General features: G+C 43.8%; 18 protein-coding genes. 2 read left to right on the forward strand and 16 right to left on the reverse strand.

The genetic code is table 11. From position 1 onward, the window contains the following. Nucleotides 1–36: 36 nt before the first annotated feature. The 3 genes from lepA to gpr all read right to left on the reverse strand — a co-directional run bounded on the left by lepA (nucleotide 37) and on the right by gpr (nucleotide 4,378). Nucleotides 37–1,845, reverse strand: coding sequence for a translation elongation factor 4 (lepA, locus tag LIQ05_RS07075; protein ID WP_226819652.1), 1,809 nt, complete (start codon nucleotides 1,843–1,845; stop codon nucleotides 37–39). Between the two features lie 64 nt (nucleotides 1,846–1,909). After that, nucleotides 1,910–3,289 carry a stage II sporulation protein P gene (locus LIQ05_RS07080; RefSeq protein ID WP_226819653.1) on the reverse strand — a complete coding sequence of 460 codons (1,380 nt, stop codon included), beginning with the start codon at nucleotides 3,287–3,289 and terminating at the stop codon, nucleotides 1,910–1,912. Nucleotides 3,290–3,466: 177 nt separating this feature from the next. Then, nucleotides 3,467–4,378 carry a GPR endopeptidase gene (gpr, locus tag LIQ05_RS07085; protein WP_226819654.1) on the reverse strand — a complete coding sequence of 304 codons (912 nt, stop codon included), beginning with the start codon at nucleotides 4,376–4,378 and terminating at the stop codon, nucleotides 3,467–3,469. A 316-nt stretch (nucleotides 4,379–4,694) separates the two neighbouring features. Here gpr and rpsT point away from each other — a divergent pair, with 316 nt between their 5' ends. Next, entirely contained in the window at nucleotides 4,695–4,973 is a 279-nt protein-coding gene (rpsT, locus tag LIQ05_RS07090; RefSeq protein WP_226819655.1) for a 30S ribosomal protein S20, read from the forward strand. A 171-nt stretch (nucleotides 4,974–5,144) separates the two neighbouring features. Here rpsT and holA read toward each other — a convergent pair whose 3' ends face one another. The 9 genes from holA to LIQ05_RS07135 all read right to left on the reverse strand — a co-directional run bounded on the left by holA (nucleotide 5,145) and on the right by LIQ05_RS07135 (nucleotide 14,399). Continuing rightward, nucleotides 5,145–6,131, reverse strand: a complete 987-nt coding sequence (gene holA, locus LIQ05_RS07095; RefSeq protein ID WP_226819656.1) for a DNA polymerase III subunit delta — start codon at nucleotides 6,129–6,131, stop codon at nucleotides 5,145–5,147. 172 nt (nucleotides 6,132–6,303) lie between these two features. Next, nucleotides 6,304–8,691, reverse strand: coding sequence for a ComEC/Rec2 family competence protein (locus tag LIQ05_RS07100; RefSeq protein ID WP_226819657.1), 2,388 nt, complete (start codon nucleotides 8,689–8,691; stop codon nucleotides 6,304–6,306). Nucleotides 8,692–8,709: 18 nt separating this feature from the next. Beyond that, nucleotides 8,710–9,654 (reverse strand): GerMN domain-containing protein, encoded by a 945-nt coding sequence (locus LIQ05_RS07105; protein ID WP_226819658.1) that lies wholly within the window; start codon nucleotides 9,652–9,654, stop codon nucleotides 8,710–8,712. A gap of 10 nt (nucleotides 9,655–9,664) precedes the next feature. Continuing rightward, entirely contained in the window at nucleotides 9,665–11,092 is a 1,428-nt protein-coding gene (locus tag LIQ05_RS07110; protein WP_226819659.1) for a sensor histidine kinase, read from the reverse strand. Between the two features lie 3 nt (nucleotides 11,093–11,095). Continuing rightward, entirely contained in the window at nucleotides 11,096–11,785 is a 690-nt protein-coding gene (locus LIQ05_RS07115; RefSeq protein ID WP_021925592.1) for a response regulator transcription factor, read from the reverse strand. A gap of 13 nt (nucleotides 11,786–11,798) precedes the next feature. Then, complete coding sequence (locus tag LIQ05_RS07120) at nucleotides 11,799–12,575, reverse strand: ComEA family DNA-binding protein (protein ID WP_226819660.1); 777 nt, start codon at nucleotides 12,573–12,575, stop codon at nucleotides 11,799–11,801. 125 nt (nucleotides 12,576–12,700) lie between these two features. Further along, nucleotides 12,701–13,135 carry a DMT family transporter gene (locus LIQ05_RS07125; protein ID WP_226819661.1) on the reverse strand — a complete coding sequence of 145 codons (435 nt, stop codon included), beginning with the start codon at nucleotides 13,133–13,135 and terminating at the stop codon, nucleotides 12,701–12,703. Between the two features lie 252 nt (nucleotides 13,136–13,387). Then, the gene (locus LIQ05_RS07130; RefSeq protein WP_226819662.1) at nucleotides 13,388–14,191 is read right to left on the reverse strand and encodes a DUF3169 family protein; all 804 of its coding nucleotides are present in this window, start codon (nucleotides 14,189–14,191) and stop codon (nucleotides 13,388–13,390) included. Further along, the gene (locus tag LIQ05_RS07135; RefSeq protein WP_226819663.1) at nucleotides 14,184–14,399 is read right to left on the reverse strand and encodes a helix-turn-helix transcriptional regulator; all 216 of its coding nucleotides are present in this window, start codon (nucleotides 14,397–14,399) and stop codon (nucleotides 14,184–14,186) included. The genes LIQ05_RS07130 and LIQ05_RS07135 overlap by 8 nt, the downstream gene beginning before the upstream one ends. Nucleotides 14,400–14,725: 326 nt before the next feature. Here LIQ05_RS07135 and LIQ05_RS07140 point away from each other — a divergent pair, with 326 nt between their 5' ends. Further along, on the forward strand, nucleotides 14,726–15,055 hold the full coding sequence (locus LIQ05_RS07140; protein WP_226819664.1) for a DUF1292 domain-containing protein: 330 nt from the start codon (nucleotides 14,726–14,728) through the stop codon (nucleotides 15,053–15,055). A gap of 136 nt (nucleotides 15,056–15,191) precedes the next feature. Here the strand turns inward: LIQ05_RS07140 and LIQ05_RS07145 are convergent, their stop codons facing one another. The 4 genes from LIQ05_RS07145 to argC all read right to left on the reverse strand — a co-directional run bounded on the left by LIQ05_RS07145 (nucleotide 15,192) and on the right by argC (nucleotide 19,705). Beyond that, nucleotides 15,192–16,382 (reverse strand): aspartate aminotransferase family protein, encoded by a 1,191-nt coding sequence (locus LIQ05_RS07145; RefSeq protein ID WP_226819665.1) that lies wholly within the window; start codon nucleotides 16,380–16,382, stop codon nucleotides 15,192–15,194. Continuing rightward, nucleotides 16,369–17,265 (reverse strand): acetylglutamate kinase, encoded by an 897-nt coding sequence (argB, locus tag LIQ05_RS07150; protein ID WP_226819666.1) that lies wholly within the window; start codon nucleotides 17,263–17,265, stop codon nucleotides 16,369–16,371. Before argB ends, LIQ05_RS07145 begins: the two co-directional genes overlap by 14 nt. 75 nt (nucleotides 17,266–17,340) lie before the next feature. Next, on the reverse strand, nucleotides 17,341–18,564 hold the full coding sequence (argJ, locus tag LIQ05_RS07155) for a bifunctional glutamate N-acetyltransferase/amino-acid acetyltransferase ArgJ (protein ID WP_226819667.1): 1,224 nt from the start codon (nucleotides 18,562–18,564) through the stop codon (nucleotides 17,341–17,343). Nucleotides 18,565–18,664: 100 nt separating this feature from the next. Further along, nucleotides 18,665–19,705, reverse strand: coding sequence for an N-acetyl-gamma-glutamyl-phosphate reductase (gene argC / locus LIQ05_RS07160; RefSeq protein ID WP_226819668.1), 1,041 nt, complete (start codon nucleotides 19,703–19,705; stop codon nucleotides 18,665–18,667). Nucleotides 19,706–19,930 lie beyond the last annotated feature (225 nt).

Below are 19,930 nucleotides of genomic sequence, written 5' to 3' on the forward strand. Positions count from 1 at the left end.
GGCATAGATTTTATGTCAACCAGTTCCCGAACACCATTAATTTTCATCCAGTTTCAGTACGCTCATAAATGCTTTCTGCGGAATCTCTACATTTCCCACCTGACGCATTCTCTTCTTACCTTCCTTCTGTTTCTCCAGAAGCTTCTTCTTACGGGAAATATCACCGCCGTAGCATTTGGCAAGAACATCTTTACGCATGGCCTTAACCGTCTCTCTTGCAATGATCTTGCTTCCAATTGCTGCCTGGATCGGGATCTCAAACAGTTGACGCGGGATCTCATCCTTCAGTTTCTCGCACATCTTGCGGCCTCTCTCGTAGGAAGTATCCGCATGTACAATAAAGGAAAGGGCATCCACCTCTTCTTTATTTACCAGAATATCCAGCTTCACAAGCTCACTTCTCTCATATCCGCAAAGCTCGTAATCCAGGGAAGCATATCCCCTGGAGCGGGATTTCAGGGCATCAAAGAAATCATAAATGATCTCATTCAGAGGTAGCTTATATTTCAGAAGGGCACGGGTCTCTTCCATATACTCCATTCCAAGGTACTGGCCACGACGCTCCTGGCAAAGATCCATGATCGCACCAATAAATTCTGTAGTTACCATAATCTCTGCATTAACAATCGGCTCTTCCATATATTCGATCTCGGAAGGATCCGGAAGATTAGTCGGGTTAGTCAGATCAATGACTTCGCCGTTTGTCTTGTGCACCTTGTAAATAACACTGGGGGCAGTGGTAACAAGATCCAGGTCATACTCTCTTTCCAGACGCTCCTGTATGATCTCCAGATGAAGCAGACCAAGGAAACCGCAGCGGAATCCAAATCCAAGGGCAACAGAGGTCTCCGGCTCATAGAATAAGGAAGCATCGTTTAACTGCAGTTTCTCCAAAGCGTCGCGGAGATCTCCATATTTCGCACCGTCAGCTGGGTAAAGTCCGCAGTAGACCATTGGATTTACCTTCTTATATCCAGGCAAAGCCTCCTCACATGGACGGTTGTTGTCTGTGATAGTATCACCAACACGGGTGTCTCTTACATTTTTAATGCTGGCTGTAATATAGCCAACCATTCCTGCCGTCAGCTCTTCGCATGGAATAAACTGACCGGCTCCAAAATATCCCACTTCCACAACCTCTGCCACAAATCCAGTAGCCATCATGCGGATGGTGGTTCCTTTGCGCACCTTTCCATCTACCATACGGCAGAAAACAATGGCTCCCTTGTAGGAATCATAGATAGAGTCAAAAATAAGTGCCTTCAGCGGCGCATCCGCATCTCCTGTAGGTGCCGGGATCTTGGCAACAACCTGCTCCAGAACCTGGTCTACGTTCAAACCTGTTTTGGCAGAAATCTGTGGTGCATCCTGAGCCTCAAGCCCGATCACATCCTCGATCTCATTGATAACACGCTCCGGCTCAGCACTTGGAAGGTCTACTTTATTGATGACCGGAATGACCTCAAGGTCATGATCCAGTGCCATATAAACATTTGCCAGTGTCTGTGCCTCAATTCCCTGTGCCGCATCCACAACAAGAATGGCACCGTCACAGGCTGCAAGGCTTCGTGAAACCTCATAGTTAAAATCCACATGTCCAGGCGTGTCGATCAGGTTGAAGATATACTCTTCTCCGTCCTTTCCGTGATATACGGTACGGACGGCCTGGGATTTAATCGTAATTCCACGTTCTCTCTCCAGATCCATATTATCAAGAACCTGGGCCTGCATTTCTCTCTCAGTCAAAAGACCTGTCATCTCTATAATTCTGTCGGCCAGTGTAGATTTACCATGGTCAATATGTGCAATAATACAAAAATTTCGAATTTTACTCTGGTCTGTCATTCCAGACACTCCTCCTCTGGTTATGCTATGCTTTTTTTGCTCTATCAAAAGATTATAGCACAGGTTAATTCTGTTTGTCACTGCCTTTTAGCACCCGATTCAAAATATCCGCAAAGGGTTCCATGGCATTTTTCACTTCCTGTACGGTGTTTGTCTGGGCGCCGGCTTCCAGAAGCAGGGATCTTTTGCGCAAATGGAGATTGTAGCGCAGGCCAGCCAGATAAATGCCTCTGTAAAAAGTAGGATAATATAAGGCAGCCTGGTATTCCAGCTGAAAGGAAAAGGCCAGATTGTCCTGTATGTAGGGATTTGGAAGATAGGAAACCTGCCCCTGGGTATTGGTATAGCTAAGACCATTGTAAAATAAAATCTGGGCAGTTTCTTTCCCGTTAATTTCCGTCACCAGGCGCCGGTTCTCGTCGATTCCATCCCGATGCAGATCGATAACTACCTCCACAGACGGATTCTCTTCCAGAACCTTTTCCACATAATCACAGGCATAATCGTAGGCCTTGCTCCGATCCAGTTCCCCGCTCATCATATCAAAAGCTTCTTTTATGTGAATCACCTGGTAGCCATACTTCTCCGTCAGCAGACTGGTCAGATAATTTCCAACGCCCACAATGGAGTCCTCTTCCTCCCCCTCCCTGGAATCGGAAAAGGTCTCCTGGGAATGGCTGTGATAAATAAGGATCTGCGGCTCCAGTGGTCCATGACTTAGGGAAAAATCCTCCGCCAGAAATTCGGCAGCATTTATTTTTGCGGCGGATGCATCGGTATTCTCATCTACAATGTAAAAATTATTCATCAGATAATCGTAGTCCGACAGCTTGTCCCGGGACAGATCCAGAATGGGATGAGGGAGGACGATTGTGGATTGGGGGAGAGTGTTTGCAGGCTGTGTTTCTGAAGTTGGCTGCTCTTCATCCTTTTTTAGGATTTCCGAAGCCACAGTGTTTTCTTCTGTATTACTAAAACTACCGTCACCGGAAGGATCCATTTTTTTCTCTTCTTCCAAACTCTTTGTATCCTCTTCTGTATTTTTTTCAGCACGATCCGCAGTTCCATCACCATTGCTTTTATCCTCAGAATTAGTCTCCAATTTATCGGTGCTATTTTCCTTTTTTCCCGCTTCAGAAGCGCCGGAATTTTTCTCTAAATTGGCTGCATCCGATTTCTTTGTATCTTTCCCTTCCAAATTACGCTCTGCCTCCGCCAGCTCTCCTAAATATTCCCCATTTCGCTTCCCAATCTCAGCCAGAGTCTCCCCGTCCAGTTCCAGCCAGGTTTCCTGTGCTTTTTCTTCTATAAAATAATAGAAAGGAAACTGCCTGTACACATTCTGCAAGGTTTCCCACAGGGAAAAAGGCTCTGGCAGCATAACCAGAACCGCAAAAAAACACAGGCAAAGAAACACGCAGAAAACCTTCTGGACTTTTGTCACGAAATCACCTCTTTTAAGGTTATACTATGACAAAGCCCGTCCCTATATGTTTCTTTTTTATTTCTGCTTCGTATAAGAACTTTTCTTCTTCCCCGGTTATCTATGTTCAGATAAATTTCTTTTAAAATAAAAGCTACTGGCAAAATGATTCTTCTTACGTACCTGACGCCTTTTCACTTAGCTATCCTGCGCAAACGTCATATTTAATCCTTCTGAAATCGTAAAGCTCAGATATTTTATAGTCTCATCCACATCCTTCGGCGTCACAAACATGCCATGAAGATGGGGCGAAATCATTTCTTCCAGAAATTCCTTTTGCTCCGCCTCATCCAGCGCCTCTAGCAAATGTGCCATGGAATCATGAACAATGGTCGCCGCATCCACCACGGTTGGCACCCCGATTCCAATCACCTTCACTTTCAGATTTTCTTCCGTAAGTCCATTTCTATGATTACCAACCCCTGACCCTGGAGTGATCCCGGTATCTGTAATCTGAATAGTCCGGTTCAGTCTTCTGGTACTTCTTGCAGCCAGAGCATCTACTGCGATCACCACATCAGGTCTGGTAATCTCCACGATGCCTTCCACAATTTCTGAAGTCTCCATTCCCGTCTGCCCCATCACTCCTGGAATAATTCCACTGATGGCATGAAGGGTCTCCTTTTCTGTGCTTTTCAAGCCATATTCCCGAATCAGATGGCGTGTCATATGAAGATTTCCGATTACTTCCGTTCCTAGGGAATCAGCCGTAATCCCCTGGTTTCCCAAGCCAACAACCAGCACGGATTTTTCTTTTTCCAGACCGATCAGCCGCCGCAAATGCCTGGAAAGTTCTTCCGATACTTCTTTGTGATAATCTTCATCTGGCGCTGAAAGGCCCTCAGATTCAATTGTAATGTATGTGCCCTGGGGACGCCCCATGGCACGGGCACCGTTCTCTGTGGTTATTTTTACCACCGTAGTCCGGATATCTTTTTCCTCGTTATAATCCTCCTGAACCTCAACTCCCCGAACTTCTACATTATCCTCTGTAAAGCGCTCCCGTGCCTCTACCGCCAGATCTGTTCTGATTTTATAAGTTCCAAGCATGCAAGCTCCCTCCATTCTTTCACAAGCCCTTTCCGATTATCGACTCCGCCCTGCTGTTTTCTATTCGTAAAATGTATTCCTGTTACTGTTCACGCTCTTCACAGCAACACTTTTTCTATGGTTACTGTTTACCGCTATCGTTCCACAAGGTGTTTTTGTTCACTCCGCAACCAGTAACACTTTCTATGTAATCTCCCCATTTTTTGTAAAAATATGTATTGACAATCCAGGGCAATTATTATAAACTGTATAAGCATGTTCATAGGAACGCCCGTGTCTGTTCTTATGATGCAATAAATTAATTATCACTCACGAATTGGAGGTGTACGAATTGGCTAACATCAAATCTGCAAAAAAGAGAATTTTAGTTAACAGAACAAAAGCTGCGAGAAACAAATCCATCCGTTCTGCTGTTAAGACTTCCATCAGAAAAGTTGACGAGGCAGTAGCTAACAACGATAAGGCAGCAGCAGAGGTTGCATTAAAAGAGGCTATCTCTACAATCAGCAAAGCAACTTCCAAAGGTGTTTATCACAAAAACAACTGCGCCAGAAAAGTTTCCCGTTTATCCAAAGCCGTTAACAGCATTGGCTAATAGATATCTGAATTTTTAGTTATAAGCTTATAAGTGAAAATTAAGGCAGTCGAACCGTCATCGACTGCCTTTTTTCTATGTTCCGGAATTCTGTGCTTATCAAACGGACTTCATTTCATACCAACAGCTTTCCCTGCTGCGTCTTTCCTTTAATCTGCCTGTTTTTATCACTTACGCTCTTGCAGAACTATACTTCACGATCAACAATTCCACGCTAAGCACATCCTGTAATCTTCCAGTCTTCACCGCTTCCTCTGCATCTACGAAATCAGCTACAGCCTGACGCAGCTCACCGATCCGGTAAGATCTGGCACAGGCGGCCACATTTCTCACCACAAAGGACGGTACCCCAAGTCTTGATGCCACCTCTGGCTGAGGGATTCCCTCCTCTGCATACTCCTTTACCAGAAGCAATTGTCTGAACTGCTTGGCCAGAAGAAACAGGATTCTCATAGGCGGCTCCTTCAAAGTAAGAAGATCGTAATAAAGTTCCAATGCCCGTTTCTGATTCTTTTCCGTTACCGCACGCACCATGTCAAAAATCTTATTCTGTGTCTGTGTGGTGCAGACCTCCCGTATATCCTTCCCGGTTACTACATCTCTGTCTCCTGTGTAGGAAATCAGTTTTTCCAGTTCCATTCGCAGATTTCCCATATCCACACCAGTCATGGTAAGAAGAAGCTCCATATCCCGCTGGGTGATCATCTTCCCCTCTCTTTTCAGTAGTCCTGCTGCCCAACGCATTAAAGTCTTCTCATCCTGGGTTACAAACTCTCCGATCCGTCCTGCAGCTTTTACCGCTTTGTACATACGGTTTCTTTTATCTACTTCATTTTCCACAAAAATAAGGCAGAGATAGTCTGGCAATTCTTTCATATAATCAGCCATCTCATCACATTTATTCTTGAAAAAGCCGGTATCTTCCAGAAGGATCACCCTGCGTTCTGCAAAAAAAGGCATAGTTTCACACAGATCGATCAATTCTTTCACATCGATGTTTCTGCCCTCATAGTGATTGAAATTCATGGTATCACCATCCGGGTTCAGGGCCTGTACCAGTTTATGTTTATACTGTTGTTTCAGATAAGCTTCCTCTCCATACAGCAGATAGGCCTGTTTAAAATTACCCGACTTTATATCTTCCTGGATATTCTTCAAAATGTACGCTCCTGTTTTCTTATCCGTTGCTCTCCACGACTTTTCCCAAAAACACCTTGCGGAATATCGCATGCGAACAACAACCCTTATCCGTCTGACTTCGCTGTCACACCTGACGTTCCTTTAAACCATACCACATTTTCGTGTTTTATAAAAGTATATTTTGGGCAGATTAGCCTTCTATATATCTTTTAACCGCAATTTTCCCCTTCTCCCAGCAGACACTTACCGCCCCGTTTTTCATGGTAAAACAAATCTGACTGCCAGCTTCTTCCAGACGTTTCACAACTTCCGGCGAAGGATGTCCATAGGTATTGGTTTCGGAACAGGAAATAAAAGCATACTCCGGACGAACAGTATCAAGAAATTGCTGGCAGGTTGAATAGTGGGAGCCATGATGCCCCACCTTCAAGAAATCCACATCCTCCAAAAGTCCCTGTGCCATCAGCTTTTTCTCTGTCTCTTCTCCTATATCTCCCGTCAATAGTCCCCGGAACTCCCCATATTCAGCCAGTATTACCATGCCATCTTCATTTACATCCGAGCCTGACGCCTCTGGAAAAGGAGCTAATACATTCAATCTCAATTTTCCTGCCTTCAACTGGTTCCCAGATTCCAGCTTTCTTACTGGAATTCCTGCTGTCATTGCCAATGCCTCCAATTTCCGCCAGGCTTCAGGAGGATTTTTCCATTTTGGAAGATAAAGACATCCAATTTTTACAGAATTAAGATTCATAGTTGTTAGTTCCAAAATTTCCTGTATTCCATTGATATGATCCTGATCTGTATGGGAAACAAAAATGCCGTCAATTCGGGAGATTCCTTGATTTTTCAGGTATGGCAATATCTGGTACTGCCCCACGCCTGATTTGTTGGTGCTGCCTCCATCCACCAGGAAACAGTTTTCCTGGGGAGTACGCAAAATTATCCCGTCTCCTTGTCCCACATCCAGACATGTGATGGAAAACGGTTTCGGTCCACGCCAGGTCAGAATGAGCAGGGCTATGCCCATAACTGCAAGGGCCGTTATCCTGTGGCCTGCCAGATTTCTTTCAAATCCATTCTTTTTTCCAGCACTATGTATTTCTCTGTTTGGTAAACGATGATTTTGCAATTTAGAGTTTTGCCTTTTTTCATTCCATATTTTTCTATTTTGCGGCTTTTCATTCTGTATTTCTTTCCTTTTATGAAATGTTTTTCCTTTTCCGGCATCTTTATATGTAAGCACTGCAACTGCTCCTGCCAGAAGAACATAATATACCGCTACCTGCCAAAGTCTGGGCTGACCGGCGATCCAGGTTCCTAGCGGCAGGTTGCCAGCCAGCTTACATAACTCATCATAAACTTCCGCCAGTATTCTTCCTGGTAAAATTACAACACTCCCAACCTTATCGTTCACACAGCCAGTCAAAAGCCCCAGCACGCCGCTCCCTAATAAAATTCCTACTGTAGGCAGCACGATCAGGTTCAAAAATATTCCGGTCAAAGACACCTCTCCGAAAAAATACAGGGATATCGGCAGCATAGTCAGCTGAACTCCCAGGGATGCAATTAACGCCAGCATGGGTTTCTTCTTTCCGTTTCTGGTTATAGCCGGAACCACCACGCCCGCCCCCACAACTGCGCTAAAAGACAAAAGAAATCCACTGCTATACAAATACGCTCCAGAATCTCCTACCAGCATTACTGCTGAAACCGCCAGCGCAGTAGGAAGATCATAAATCCGCCCGGTTATTTTCGCCCCAACTGCTATTAGAAACATACAGACTGCACGCATAGTAGACACGCTTCCCCCCGTCATAATTCCGTATTGAAGCAGAAGAAATAGTGAAATAATACCAGATGGCCAGATTCCCATCCCAGTTTTCATTAACAGATTATAAATCCCCATACCCACAACACTGATATGAAGGCCTGAAATAGCCAACACATGTACAATTCCTGAAACCTGATAGCGAAGCTTTACCTCTTTGTCTAAGCTGCTTTTATCCCCAAGCACGATTGCCTGAAAAATCCCAGATTCTTTTCCTGAAATTTTCTCCAGTACGCTGCCCAAATACTCCCTCAGCTGATTCATCCTCTGCCGGTATACCGAATAGTTTTTTGATTTTTCCAATATTTCTGCTTTTTTCATAAAATAAAAAATATGCTGGGTAGCATAATACTGCTGGCTGTCAAATTCTCCCGGATTCCGCTTTTCTTCTACTCGCTCCAACTTTCCGGACACCAAAACAACAGTTCCAACTGGAACTTCTTCTTTTTTCTTAAAAAATACTTTTACATTTTCGATGGATATTTTTTTCGATTGGTTTTTCTCTGACTGATTCTTCTTTGGTTGATAGATTAGATAAGCATTGCTTAGATAAATAGATTGTGTAAATTCATTTTCTGTGATCTGTAACACTTCCCCGCAAACAGTTGCTTGCGGATGTTTCTCAATCCAGGAAGCTGTATTTTCCGGAACAGGATTCCCCCGGATAAAGGGAAGTCCTGCCCGGTCAGCCACGCACAGAAAGAGCATCAGTGCCAGACACAACAGACACAGCGGTCTTCGCGTCATCTTATGCCCCTTTCCTTGTTAGCCCTGATCTTCTTTTAGGATCAGATCTGTGTTCTTGTTGAAAAGATTATATAAGGATGTTCCATCACTTAAAGCAGCCTCTGTATTTCCTTCAATTGAAATCTGCACCTTATCTGCGGATGACGTATCCAAAAGGGAATTTACAACTGAGTAGATCATGGTATTCACAGGAATATCAACTCCGGAATCCGAAAAAGCTGAGCTGAAATTCACATAACAGATATTATCCGATACTTCCACTCCCAGAATGTCTGTATTCTGCGGAATAGTAGGATAATGTCCCTTTACCATTGGTCCCTTGGCCAACTGCTCCAGGATAACCCTTTCTCTTGGCAGAATTCTTTTGTAATATACGTTTCTCTGCTCTGCTACAAGATGTTCTCCCGACTTGTCCGTGAAATAAAGGGTAAAGGTATCATAACGATAAGCATCCTTATCAGAGCCCCACATTTCCACGAAGGTATTGCTGTCAATCACACCCAGAGCCTGACCTTTGGAATCTGTAAGCTCCTGACTTCCTATAAAGATCTTCACTCCGGTAACTCCCGGGATCTGAAGAAAGGTTCTTGCCACACCTGCACGCACCAGAATTTCTCTGGTCCGCGAAATATTGCTGTAGTCACTGTTAAACTCCAGTTCCAATAAGGATTCATTCAACCGATAGGTGACAAGCTGGACTCCAGAAGGCAAAAGAGCCTGGTTTTCCCCGTTTGCTTCCTGGCCATTCAGAATCCCTATAAAGTCCTGGATCATAAACTCAGCGCTTTCCTGCTCCGGATAGTACTGAACTTTTACAATTTTCGTCTCATCTTTGTTTATATAATATAAATAGTACTGGTTGCTGACGCTCTCGGTTTTCTCTGTCTGAGATTCCACCGAGCATCCGCTAAGAAGGCTGATGACCAGAAGCAGCGCCGTCACTGTACTTAAAAGTTTCTTCATCTGGCACCTCCTACGGAATATATGATAATGGAATGCGGACAGTAAAGGTAGTTCCTTCCCCTTCCCTGCTGGCCACCTGAATCGTACCATGGTGCATGGTTACTGCACTTCTGGTAATCGCAAGGCCAAGACCTGTGCCGCCGATTTCCTTGGAATGGGATTTGTCCACACGATAAAAACGCTCAAAAATCCTTTCAATTGAATCTTCCGGAATGCCCATTCCGGAATCTGCAACTTTCACGTAAAAATATTTATGGTCAGCATCCAGGGTTACACGAACCCATCCATCATCAACATTGTATTTAATACCATTTTCAACTAAATTGCTCACTGCAAGGGTGAACTTTACTTCATCCACATCTGCTTCCACAGGACGGAAACTATCCAGGATCAGATCAATATTTCGCTTGTCTGCAATAGGACGAAGTCTTTTTAAAATATCTTCCAGAAGCTGGTTGATATTCATATGCTCCACATTCAGGTCTGCTGCCTTCTTATCCATTTTCACAAGGGAAAGAAGATCCGTAATGATCTTGTTTTCCCTGTCGATTTCCGCAGTAATGTCCCCCATAAACTCCTGATACAGTTCTTCGGGAACCCCTTCCTGGCCCACCAGGGAGTCCGCAAGTACCTTCATGGATGTAAGGGGAGTTTTCAGCTCATGAGACACATTGGAAACAAACTCATTTCTGGACTCGTCCAAAATCTTCATTCTGGAAAGCATCTTATTAAACGCATCTGTGATCAGCGCCGTCTCTGTATAATCAGGAACGGAAATCTCCTCATTCTGGTAACCATCCGTCAGATCTTCAATAGACTTGGTTATACGGGCAAATGGCTTCACAAGCACTGTAGAAAGTACATATCCCAACAGGATAGCCAGAACAATAATAATCCCTGTGATCAGAATACTCTTCTGCTCCAGTTCCTGAATGTTCTGTGCGATCTCATTGGAAGAAAAGCTGATCAGCATAGCACCCTGAAGCTGCTTTACCTCCGGACTTTTAACAGGAAGTGCCATCTCTATCTTCTGTGTTTTATTGTTATATCGGCTGGCTTCCTCGCCTTTGAAACATTTGATCACCATAGTAGAGATCAATGTTTTTCCTTCATCTACGCCATAGGTATCCTTGATAATTCTATAGTCCCTGTCAACTAACAGAATTCTTCCGTCATATACATTAGACAACAACTCCAGCTTGCTGTTTACATTCTGCGAGCTGGAGTCATTCATATAATTCTCTTTAATTAACAGGTTGCACAAAATGTCACACTGCTTTTCAACAGTCTGCTTACGGACAGCCACAGCCTTGCTCTCATAAGCAGCTACCATCACATGAGCAACAATAACACTTGGTACAATCCCCAGAATGACCAGAATGATCAGAATACGGAAACGCAGACTTTTTAGGAAGCTGGGTTTCTTTTTTTCTGGCATGGCTTAGGCCTGGAAATAATATCCCACACCCCATTTGGTGTGTACATATTTCGGCTCACTGGGATTCGCCTCAATTTTCTCACGCAAACGACGGATATGTACATCCACAGTACGAACATCACCTGGATACTCATATCCCCATACAATATTAAGCAGGTTCTCACGGCTGTAAACTTTATTCGGGTTAAACACCAAAAGCTCCAGCACATCAAATTCCTTGGCTGTGAGATTGATCTCCTTGCCAGCAATAAACACACGACGGCTCTCGCAATCCATCTTCAGATCGCCAGCCTCAATGGTCTTGGCTTTCTCTTTTTCTTCCTGATTGCTGCCTGCACGGCGCATAATTGCCTTAATCCTCGCTTTTACCTCAAGAATATTAAATGGCTTGGTGATATAATCATCTGCGCCATACTCAAGTCCAAGGATCTTATCCATGTCCTCGCCTTTTGCTGTCAACATTACAATAGGAACATTTGAAAATTCCCTGATCTGCTGACACACTTCGAAGCCATCCATCTTAGGCAGCATAAGATCCAGAAGGATGATGTCATATTTCTTCTCCTTCGCCATCTCCAATGCTTCCTCGCCATCGTAGGCACAATCCACTTCCATTCCATCCTGCTCCAGGCTGAAACGGATTCCCTTTACAATCAGTTTCTCATCATCTACTACCAAAACTTTCCTGCTCATTTAAGAATCTCCCTTATCCAGCTGATATCTTGTCTTTTATTTTTGAAAAGGTACCTTCTTTGATACCTTCTACATTCATAATCTCTTCTATAGAAGTAAAGCCTCCATGTTCCTCTCTGTATGCGATGATGGATTCTGCCTTGGATTGCCCGATTCCACTTAATGTAGAGAGCTGTCCCACATCCGCAGTATTCAGATCAATCCTGGAAGCATCTGCCACATCCCCCTCGTTTCCATCTGGCTCCGAAACTGTTCCCATCTGACCGCCAGAGTTTTCGTCTGCTTCCAAACCCCCAGTATTCCCACTTTCATTCAATGCCTCCGGCACCTTGGCCAGTGCAAGCTCCAAATCCGCAGCAACTTCTTCCTCAGTAGGAACATAAATCTGCTGCCCATCTCCAAGACTCCGGGCTCTGTTCAGGTAATTTACTGCTGCCTCAGGCAGGTATCCTCCAGCCGCATTAACAGCCTGAAAAACACGTGCACCCTCATCCAGCTCATAAACGCCCGGATTCGCAACTGCGCCACATACATCAACGAATATTTTCTGTGGAACTGTAGTTTCTGACGATATGTTCGAAACTACATTCTCTGTTATCCCATCTGCAGTATCGCAGTCTTCATCTATTCTGCTCTCTTCTATCGCCTTTCCTTCTGCTGGTTCTTCTTCCGAAGTTATCTCTTCCAAAAAAACATCTTCCCGGCGCATACAGCCTGTCAGTGCCAGCACCGTACAGAGAAAAAGCAAAACCATCCAGTTTCCACATCTATATTTCTTTTTTATTTCCATGTGGGCTCCCCTTTCGCTTTATGCACAGGTTCCCACTACTCATGCTTTACCTCATCTATTTTAACGAAACTTTACATTTTTTACAATACCATTTCTAATTTTTATCAGACTTTTATCTATTTGCCTTATTTCTCCCATTTAAATATGACAATTCCTACAATGGCAACTGCCATACCGATCAGTTTTCGCCACTGGAAATCCACTTTTTCTACGCCAAAGAGCCCGAACAATTCAATTATATAGGCAACTGCCAGCTGAGAGATCACAATCAGCATGGCCGCCCTTGCAGGTCCAAGGCTTCCCATGCTCTGAATGACCGTTATTGTGATAAACGCCCCAATCACACCGCCAAGCAAAGTATATTTGTTCTCCACCTGCCACAGTGCGCCAATACTATCCCGCCCAGTAAAGATCCACGCCAGGATACAGACCAGAAATGCCGAAAACTGCACCCAGCCGGTAGACACCCACAGATTGGTCTGCTTAGTTACTTCAGTGTTAAAAACGCCTTGAATACTCATCAGTGCACCAGATATCAACGCTACAAGAAATCCCCACATATAATACCTCCATAAGCAGTCCTATACTTCCAGATACTTTCTCTGATCCAATTGACTTTCTGCCGCTTTCCCAAAAGCAGCTCCCTTTCCCGGGAAGAAAAGGAGGTGCACTTCTGGCACCTCCACAATAAACGGACATGTCGCCTGTCGGCGACATCACCATGAAAGTCAGCTGTTCCGCACCTATGGCGCTCCCACAGCTGCCGACCGGGACTTTCATGGTAATATTATATGTATTTTTCAAAGATTCATTCACCTTGCAAGTTTTTCGCTTTTTTTCGTAACACAGCAGTGGCAGTAATTAGACGCTGACAGAATCCAAAGGAAAGCAGGAATGATAATAGCAAGAACGCCTGTATTCCATACCATATGAAGCAACATGGCTATCAAGGTACAAACAGGAAGTACTTTTCCAGTCAGCAGGTAAGTCTTATAACTTGCTTCGTATATTTCTTCCTTCTCTGCTTCGTCACAGCTAGCAAGCCACTGCTCCTGGAATTTCATAGAAGCAGGATCGCCTTTCTTCTCGGGATAAATTCTCTGGACCAACTTTACATAGCGAACCTGCCACATACCAAAATATACAACCATTCCCATAAACACAACTAGTCCTGCTAAGAACATCCCGGTCTCACCGTCACTCTGGCTCTCAATATATTTCATAGAGTATCCTGGTGAAATGATCAGCATCATAAGAACCGTTCCCACTGTACTTGCGATCATCCCCCAGCTGGAGGACACTTCAATATGATATTGCAATTCATGATATTCTTCGTCCTCTGCATCCTGTATCTGGCTTCCCATTCTCTTCATCTTTCCAAAATGGATCTCACAGATCATAATACAGATCGCGCCGCAGATACATTCCAACAGCACTGTATGATCACGTACAGCTAAAAGAAATACATTCATTCCATGCCCAATAGCTGCTATAGAGTTCTCCCCGCTGTACGATGTAACAAAACCAAAAATTCCTCCAACAACACCACCTGCCAGCATGATCAGTACCATCTTTAAATAGGAATTCATTTTCTTCTTAGATTTTCCCTTATTCATCTTCTCCATCCTCCGTATAAGTAAAAATATCTTCCACTGTCACCTGACAGATCTTCGCCAGCTTCAAAGCCAGCGTCACTGAAGGCGAATAGTCTCCCCTCTCGATCAGACTGATGGTCTGTCTGGACACTCCAGCCAGCTTCCCCATATCAGCCTGGTTGATTCCAAGCCTGGCACGATGTTCCTTCAATCGGTTCTCCAGCGCCATTTCAAACGCTCCCTTCTTTTCCTTCGTAGCAGAGTTACTGTACACACTTTGAGTAGCAACCTTATAGATTCAGCTGTATCTATTAAAATGACTTATTTTGTTGTCATCATGACAAGTATCTTTGTCATTTCTTACTGTTTGTATTGTATCATTGACAATTTTACTTGTCAATATGTTTTTTATCTTTTATTTTATCTGGCAATCCGCAAAAAGATTTCTGAAATTTTCTATATTTTCCATCTATTCAACAGCTCTCACAATTGCTATAATATTTTCAACAAATATGGCACCCGGGCTGGCGTGTCAAAAGTGAAAGGAGACCAACAATGGCAGACGAAAAGAACATAACAACAGCAGACGAAGAAGAAATTGAAATCATCACCCTCACAGATGAGAACGGCGAAGACATGGATTTCGAATTTCTGGATCTTGTTGAGTACGAAGACAAGCGCTACGTAGTTCTTCTCCCACCTATTGAGGACGTGGAAGGTGAGGACGAGGACGAGGATGAAGAAGTGCTGATCCTTCAGGTAGAGGATGATGGAACTGAGGAAAACGAAAGCTATGTTTTCGTTGATGACGACGATATTCTCACCGCAGTTTTTGATATCTTCAAAGAGAAATTTAAAGACGAATTTGACTTCGCAGAAGAATAAAATCGCCTCAAAATTTTAAACATCAAGGCTCCATATACGAAGCTTAAACGCTAGAAAAAGGTACCTCAAATTCATCTCCGAGGTACCTTTTTTCTATCATTTTTATTCTCTTTTAAGGCTTAAAATCAGCTCCGTTTTACGCCAGACACTCATCCAGAATCTCCGCCATTTCATCAATATCTGCCTTCGTGATCACAAGCGGAGGTACAATACGAAGCACGTCACTTCCAGCTGAAATAACCAGCAGTTTCTTCTCCAGAGCCTTCTTAACAACCTCTCCTACAGGACGTCCTGCGATGACAATTCCCTGCATAAATCCCATACCTCTTCTTGCAGCCGCACACTCATGTTTCTCTACAAGTTCATCCAGTTTTTTCTCAAGATATGGAGTTAATTCCTGTACGTGAGTGAGGATCATATCCTTCTCATAAATATCAAAAACCTTGCTTACAGCAGCGCATACAAACGGGTTTCCTCCATAAGTTGTACCGTGGTCTCCCGGCTTCAGGGAAGCCTGTGCAACCTTCTTATTCAGCACAAAAGCACCTACCGGAACACCACAGCCAAGAGCTTTTGCACAGGTCATAATATCTGGCTGAACGCCGTATGCCTGCCATGCAAAATAGTATCCGGAACGTCCCATTCCACACTGGATTTCATCCAAAATAAGAAGAATATCCTTCTCATCACACAGGGCACGAACGCCCTCTAAGAACTCTCTTGTGGCCGGATAGACACCGCCTTCTCCCTGTACCGTTTCCATAATAATGGCACAGGTTTTATCTGTAACCTGGGCTTTTACGCTCTCCAGATCATTAAAATCAGCAAACTTTACACCACCCATAAGGGGCTCAAAAGGCTCACGATAATGTGCATTTCCTGTAACAGAAAGTGCTCCGATCGATCTTCCATGGAAGGAATGATTCATGGCAATGATCTCATGATCTGCATGTCCGTCACGCTCATAAGCGTATTTTTTCGCAGCCTTTAAAGCGCCCTCAATAGCTTCTGTACCACTGTTTGTAAAGAAAGCTTTATCCATGCGGCTTGTATTTACCAGCTTTGCGCCAGCCTCAATAATCGGCTCATTATAATACAAATTGGAAATATGAGTCAGTTTATCAATCTGCTCTTTCAGTGCTTCATCATATCCCGGATAATGATATCCAAGAGAATTTACAGCAATTCCAGCTGCAAAATCCAGGTACTTAGCGCCTTCAGAATCATAGAGATGTACGCCCACTCCGCGCTCAAAAACTACAGGAAAACGATTATATGTATGAAGAATACTAGCCTCTGATTCTTCCATCTGATTATTCATGTTCATGGTAATATTTCTCTCCGTCCTCTCTTAAAATAGCAGTTCCGATACCTTTATTTGTAAAGATTTCCAGCAGCAGACTGTGTGGGATTCTTCCGTCAAGAATATGCACACGGTTAACTCCATGCTCAATTGCTTCGATACAGTTGTTCAGCTTCGGAATCATTCCACCGCCAACATATCCGTCCTCGATCAGCTTTCGTGCCGCCTGAATATGGAGCTCAGAAATCAAGGATGATGGATCATCTTTATCCTTGTAAACGCCCTCAATATCAGAAAGGAATGCCAGCTTCTCAGCATGTACCGCCTCTGCAATTGCACAGGCCGCATCATCTGCATTGATGTTATAGCTGTCATAATTATCATCAAATCCGATTGGGAAAACAATCGGAAGAAAATCTTTTTCCAGCAGATCGTAAAGGATTTTCGGATTTACTTCTGTAATATCACCAACAAATCCAATATCCTCTCCGTTTGAATATTTCTTCTTGCATTTTAAGAGTCCGCCATCTTTTCCGCTGATACCAACAGCCTGTACACCAAGAGATTCCACATGGGTAACCAGTTCTTTGTTTACCCTTGCAAGAACCATCTCTGCGATTTCCATTGTCTGGGCATCTGTTACACGAAGGCCATTGATAAACTTGGCTTCCATGCCAACCTTTCCAACCCATTTGCTGATTTCCTTGCCGCCTCCATGCACAATGATCGGCTTGAAACCAACCAGCTTCAGAAGAACTGCGTCCTTAATTACATTTGCCTTCAGTTCTTCATCCAGCATAGCGCTTCCGCCATATTTGATAACGACGATCTTACGGTTAAAACGCTGTATATAGGGAAGTGCCTCGATCAGCACCTCTGCCTTGTCAAGATATTTCTGATTTACCATTTTTCTCTTACCTTTCTTTCACATTTCCTCGCTCTGTCAAACCTTGCCCTTCAATTGATCCCAGGGCATCCAGCATCAGGAGCGGTAATCCGCGTTAATCTTTACATAATCATAAGTAAGGTCACACCCCCATGCAGTTGCTTTCCCGTCACCCATCTTTACATCTGCAATAGCTGTTACCTCGTCTTCAGACAGGATTTTGGTTGCCTCTGCTTCGTCATATCCAGTGGAAACACCGTTCTCAATGATCTTTAATTTTCCTGCGCGGCTCTCAAAATACAGGTCAACCTTTTCCGGATCAAACTGCACTCCGGAGTATCCCATAGCGCACAAAATTCGTCCCCAGTTTGCATCATGACCGTAAATTGCAGCTTTTGTAAGGGAAGAAGTGACTACGGATTTGCTAAGTGTAACCGCATCTTCTTTTGTCTTAGCGCCCACAATCTTCACTTCAAAAAGTGCAGTTGCACCCTCTCCGTCACCTGCAATTTTCTTTGACAAACAGGTATTAATATAGTTCAAAGCCTCCATAAATTTATCAAAACCAGCGCCCTCTTCTGTGATTTCAGGGTTGTCTGCCATGCCATTTGCAAGGAGCAGAACAGTATCATTTGTGGAGGTATCTCCATCAACCGAAACCATATTAAAGGTATCTTTGATGTTTGCACTCAATGCCTTCTGAAGCATTTCTTTGGAGATTGCTGCGTCTGTTGTAACAAATCCAAGCATGGTACACATGTTGGGATGGATCATTCCGGAACCCTTGCACATACCGCCCACCGTAACTGTTTTTCCGCCAATCTCGATCTGTACAGCCACCTCTTTTTTCACTGTATCTGTGGTCATGATTGCCTTGGCAGCCTCTGTTCCAGCGTCCAAAGAGCCGTCCAGCTTCGGCGCCATAGCCTTCACACCATTTACAATTCTGTCGATCGGGATCTGCATTCCAATAACACCTGTAGAAGCCACTAACACACTGTCTGCCGGGATTCCAAGAATCTCAGAAGCGGCATCTGCAGTTGCCTTGCAATAGCCATACCCTTCTGCTCCGGTACATGCATTTGCAATACCGCTGTTGCAGATCACAGCCTGTGCAGATGAGTGATTATAAACCACATCCTGGTCCCATTTTACAGGAGCTGCCTTCACCACATTTGTGGTAAAGGTACCTGCTGCCACACAGGGAACCTCGCTGTAAATCATAGCCATATCTGTACGGCCTTTGTATTTAATTTCTGCTGCTGTTGCTGCTGCTTTAAAGCCCTTTGCAGCGGTAACACCGCCTGTAATGATCTCCATAGCTATACTCCTCCTTTGCCCTGTCAGGCAAATCATATGTTCATTTTATAAAATAAATCTATCCTGAAAACAATCTCAGAACTGGTTTCCATTCTCACTTTTACGGATACATGGGAACCTGTAATAATCCCTCTGCCTCGTCAAATCCAAACATCAGGTTCATATTCTGAACAGCCTGTCCAGCCGCACCTTTTACCAGATTATCAATGGCACCCATCATGATGATTCTGTGAGTTCTTGGGTCAATCTTAAAGTTCACATCCACGTAATTGCTGCCCTCTACCCACTTGGTCTGTGGGCATACATCCTTGTCCAGAACTCGTACGAAGGTCTCATTCTCATAGCATGCATCATATGCCGCTTTTACTTCTTCGTATGTCACATCTTTAGTCAGAGAAGCGTACGCAGTAACCAGAATACCTCTGTTCATTGGAACAAGATGTGGGGTAAAGTTAATAGTTACTTCCTGCCCACAGGCATATCCTAACTGGTCCTCAATCTCCGGAGTATGTCTGTGTGTGGCAACGCCATACGCCTTAATATTCTCATTTACTTCGCAGTAGAGATTGTCAACCTTAGCACCTCTTCCAGCACCTGTTGTACCGGATTTTGCATCAATAATGATGGTATTTGGATCGATCATACCAGCCTTTAAAAGAGGGTAAATAGACAGTGTAGAACAGGTAGGATAGCATCCCGGGTTGGCGATCAGGCGTGCCTTCTTAATGTCCTCACGGTTGATCTCGCACAGTCCATAGACAGCTTCGTCAATAAACTGCGGTGATTTATGCTCGATTCCATACCACTTTTCGTATTTCTTCACATCTTTAATACGGAAGTCTGCACTTAAGTCAATCACCTTGGCTCTGGAAAGAATTCCTTCATTTACAAGAGAAGCACACAGTCCCTGAGGAGTTGCAGTGAAAATTACATCTACCTCATCCGCAAGCGCTTCCATATTATCATCCATACATTTGGCATCTACCAGTTTAAAAAAGTTCTGATAGATTCCTGCATATTTTTTATCAATGTAGCTTCGGGAACCAAACCATGCTACTTCCACCTCTTTATGTCCAAGAAGGAGACGCACGATCTCGTTTCCTGCATAACCGGTTGCACCGATAATTCCAGCTTTAATCATTTTTTCAACCTCCGTATCTTCATATTCTCAGCAATCCTTCCGGGTAAAATAGGCCACGAAAAAAACATCTGCGAATAATTATGTTCAGATTATACATCTTCTTTGCATATTATGCAATAGTGATTTTTCCCTTATTTTTCTGTCGCTTACAACTTTTTTGTGCATTTTATCGCGTATTTACCTATTAAATGATGTATTTTTATGCAAATAATTTTTAAAATTTTC

It is taken from the genome of Blautia glucerasea (assembly GCF_020537505.1).
Taxonomy (GTDB): Bacteria; Bacillota; Clostridia; order Lachnospirales; family Lachnospiraceae; genus Blautia_A.

What these genes read in the sequence shown, in the direction of transcription:
- lepA (WP_226819652.1), bottom strand. Translation starts at nt 1,845, where the DNA reads ATGACAGACCAGAGTAAAATTCGAAATTTTTGTATTATTGCACATATT.
- gpr (WP_226819654.1), bottom strand. Translation starts at nt 4,378, where the DNA reads ATGCTTGGAACTTATAAAATCAGAACAGATCTGGCGGTAGAGGCACGG.
- LIQ05_RS07100 (WP_226819657.1), bottom strand. Translation starts at nt 8,691, where the DNA reads ATGACGCGAAGACCGCTGTGTCTGTTGTGTCTGGCACTGATGCTCTTT.
- LIQ05_RS07105 (WP_226819658.1), bottom strand. Translation starts at nt 9,654, where the DNA reads ATGAAGAAACTTTTAAGTACAGTGACGGCGCTGCTTCTGGTCATCAGC.
- LIQ05_RS07110 (WP_226819659.1), bottom strand. Translation starts at nt 11,092, where the DNA reads ATGCCAGAAAAAAAGAAACCCAGCTTCCTAAAAAGTCTGCGTTTCCGT.
- LIQ05_RS07115 (WP_021925592.1), bottom strand. Translation starts at nt 11,785, where the DNA reads ATGAGCAGGAAAGTTTTGGTAGTAGATGATGAGAAACTGATTGTAAAG.
- LIQ05_RS07120 (WP_226819660.1), bottom strand. Translation starts at nt 12,575, where the DNA reads ATGGAAATAAAAAAGAAATATAGATGTGGAAACTGGATGGTTTTGCTT.
- LIQ05_RS07125 (WP_226819661.1), bottom strand. Translation starts at nt 13,135, where the DNA reads ATGTGGGGATTTCTTGTAGCGTTGATATCTGGTGCACTGATGAGTATT.
- LIQ05_RS07130 (WP_226819662.1), bottom strand. Translation starts at nt 14,191, where the DNA reads ATGAATAAGGGAAAATCTAAGAAGAAAATGAATTCCTATTTAAAGATG.
- LIQ05_RS07135 (WP_226819663.1), bottom strand. Translation starts at nt 14,399, where the DNA reads ATGGCGCTGGAGAACCGATTGAAGGAACATCGTGCCAGGCTTGGAATC.
- LIQ05_RS07140 (WP_226819664.1), top strand. Translation starts at nt 14,726, where the DNA reads ATGGCAGACGAAAAGAACATAACAACAGCAGACGAAGAAGAAATTGAA.
- LIQ05_RS07145 (WP_226819665.1), bottom strand. Translation starts at nt 16,382, where the DNA reads ATGAACATGAATAATCAGATGGAAGAATCAGAGGCTAGTATTCTTCAT.
- argB (WP_226819666.1), bottom strand. Translation starts at nt 17,265, where the DNA reads ATGGTAAATCAGAAATATCTTGACAAGGCAGAGGTGCTGATCGAGGCA.
- argJ (WP_226819667.1), bottom strand. Translation starts at nt 18,564, where the DNA reads ATGGAGATCATTACAGGCGGTGTTACCGCTGCAAAGGGCTTTAAAGCA.
- argC (WP_226819668.1), bottom strand. Translation starts at nt 19,705, where the DNA reads ATGATTAAAGCTGGAATTATCGGTGCAACCGGTTATGCAGGAAACGAG.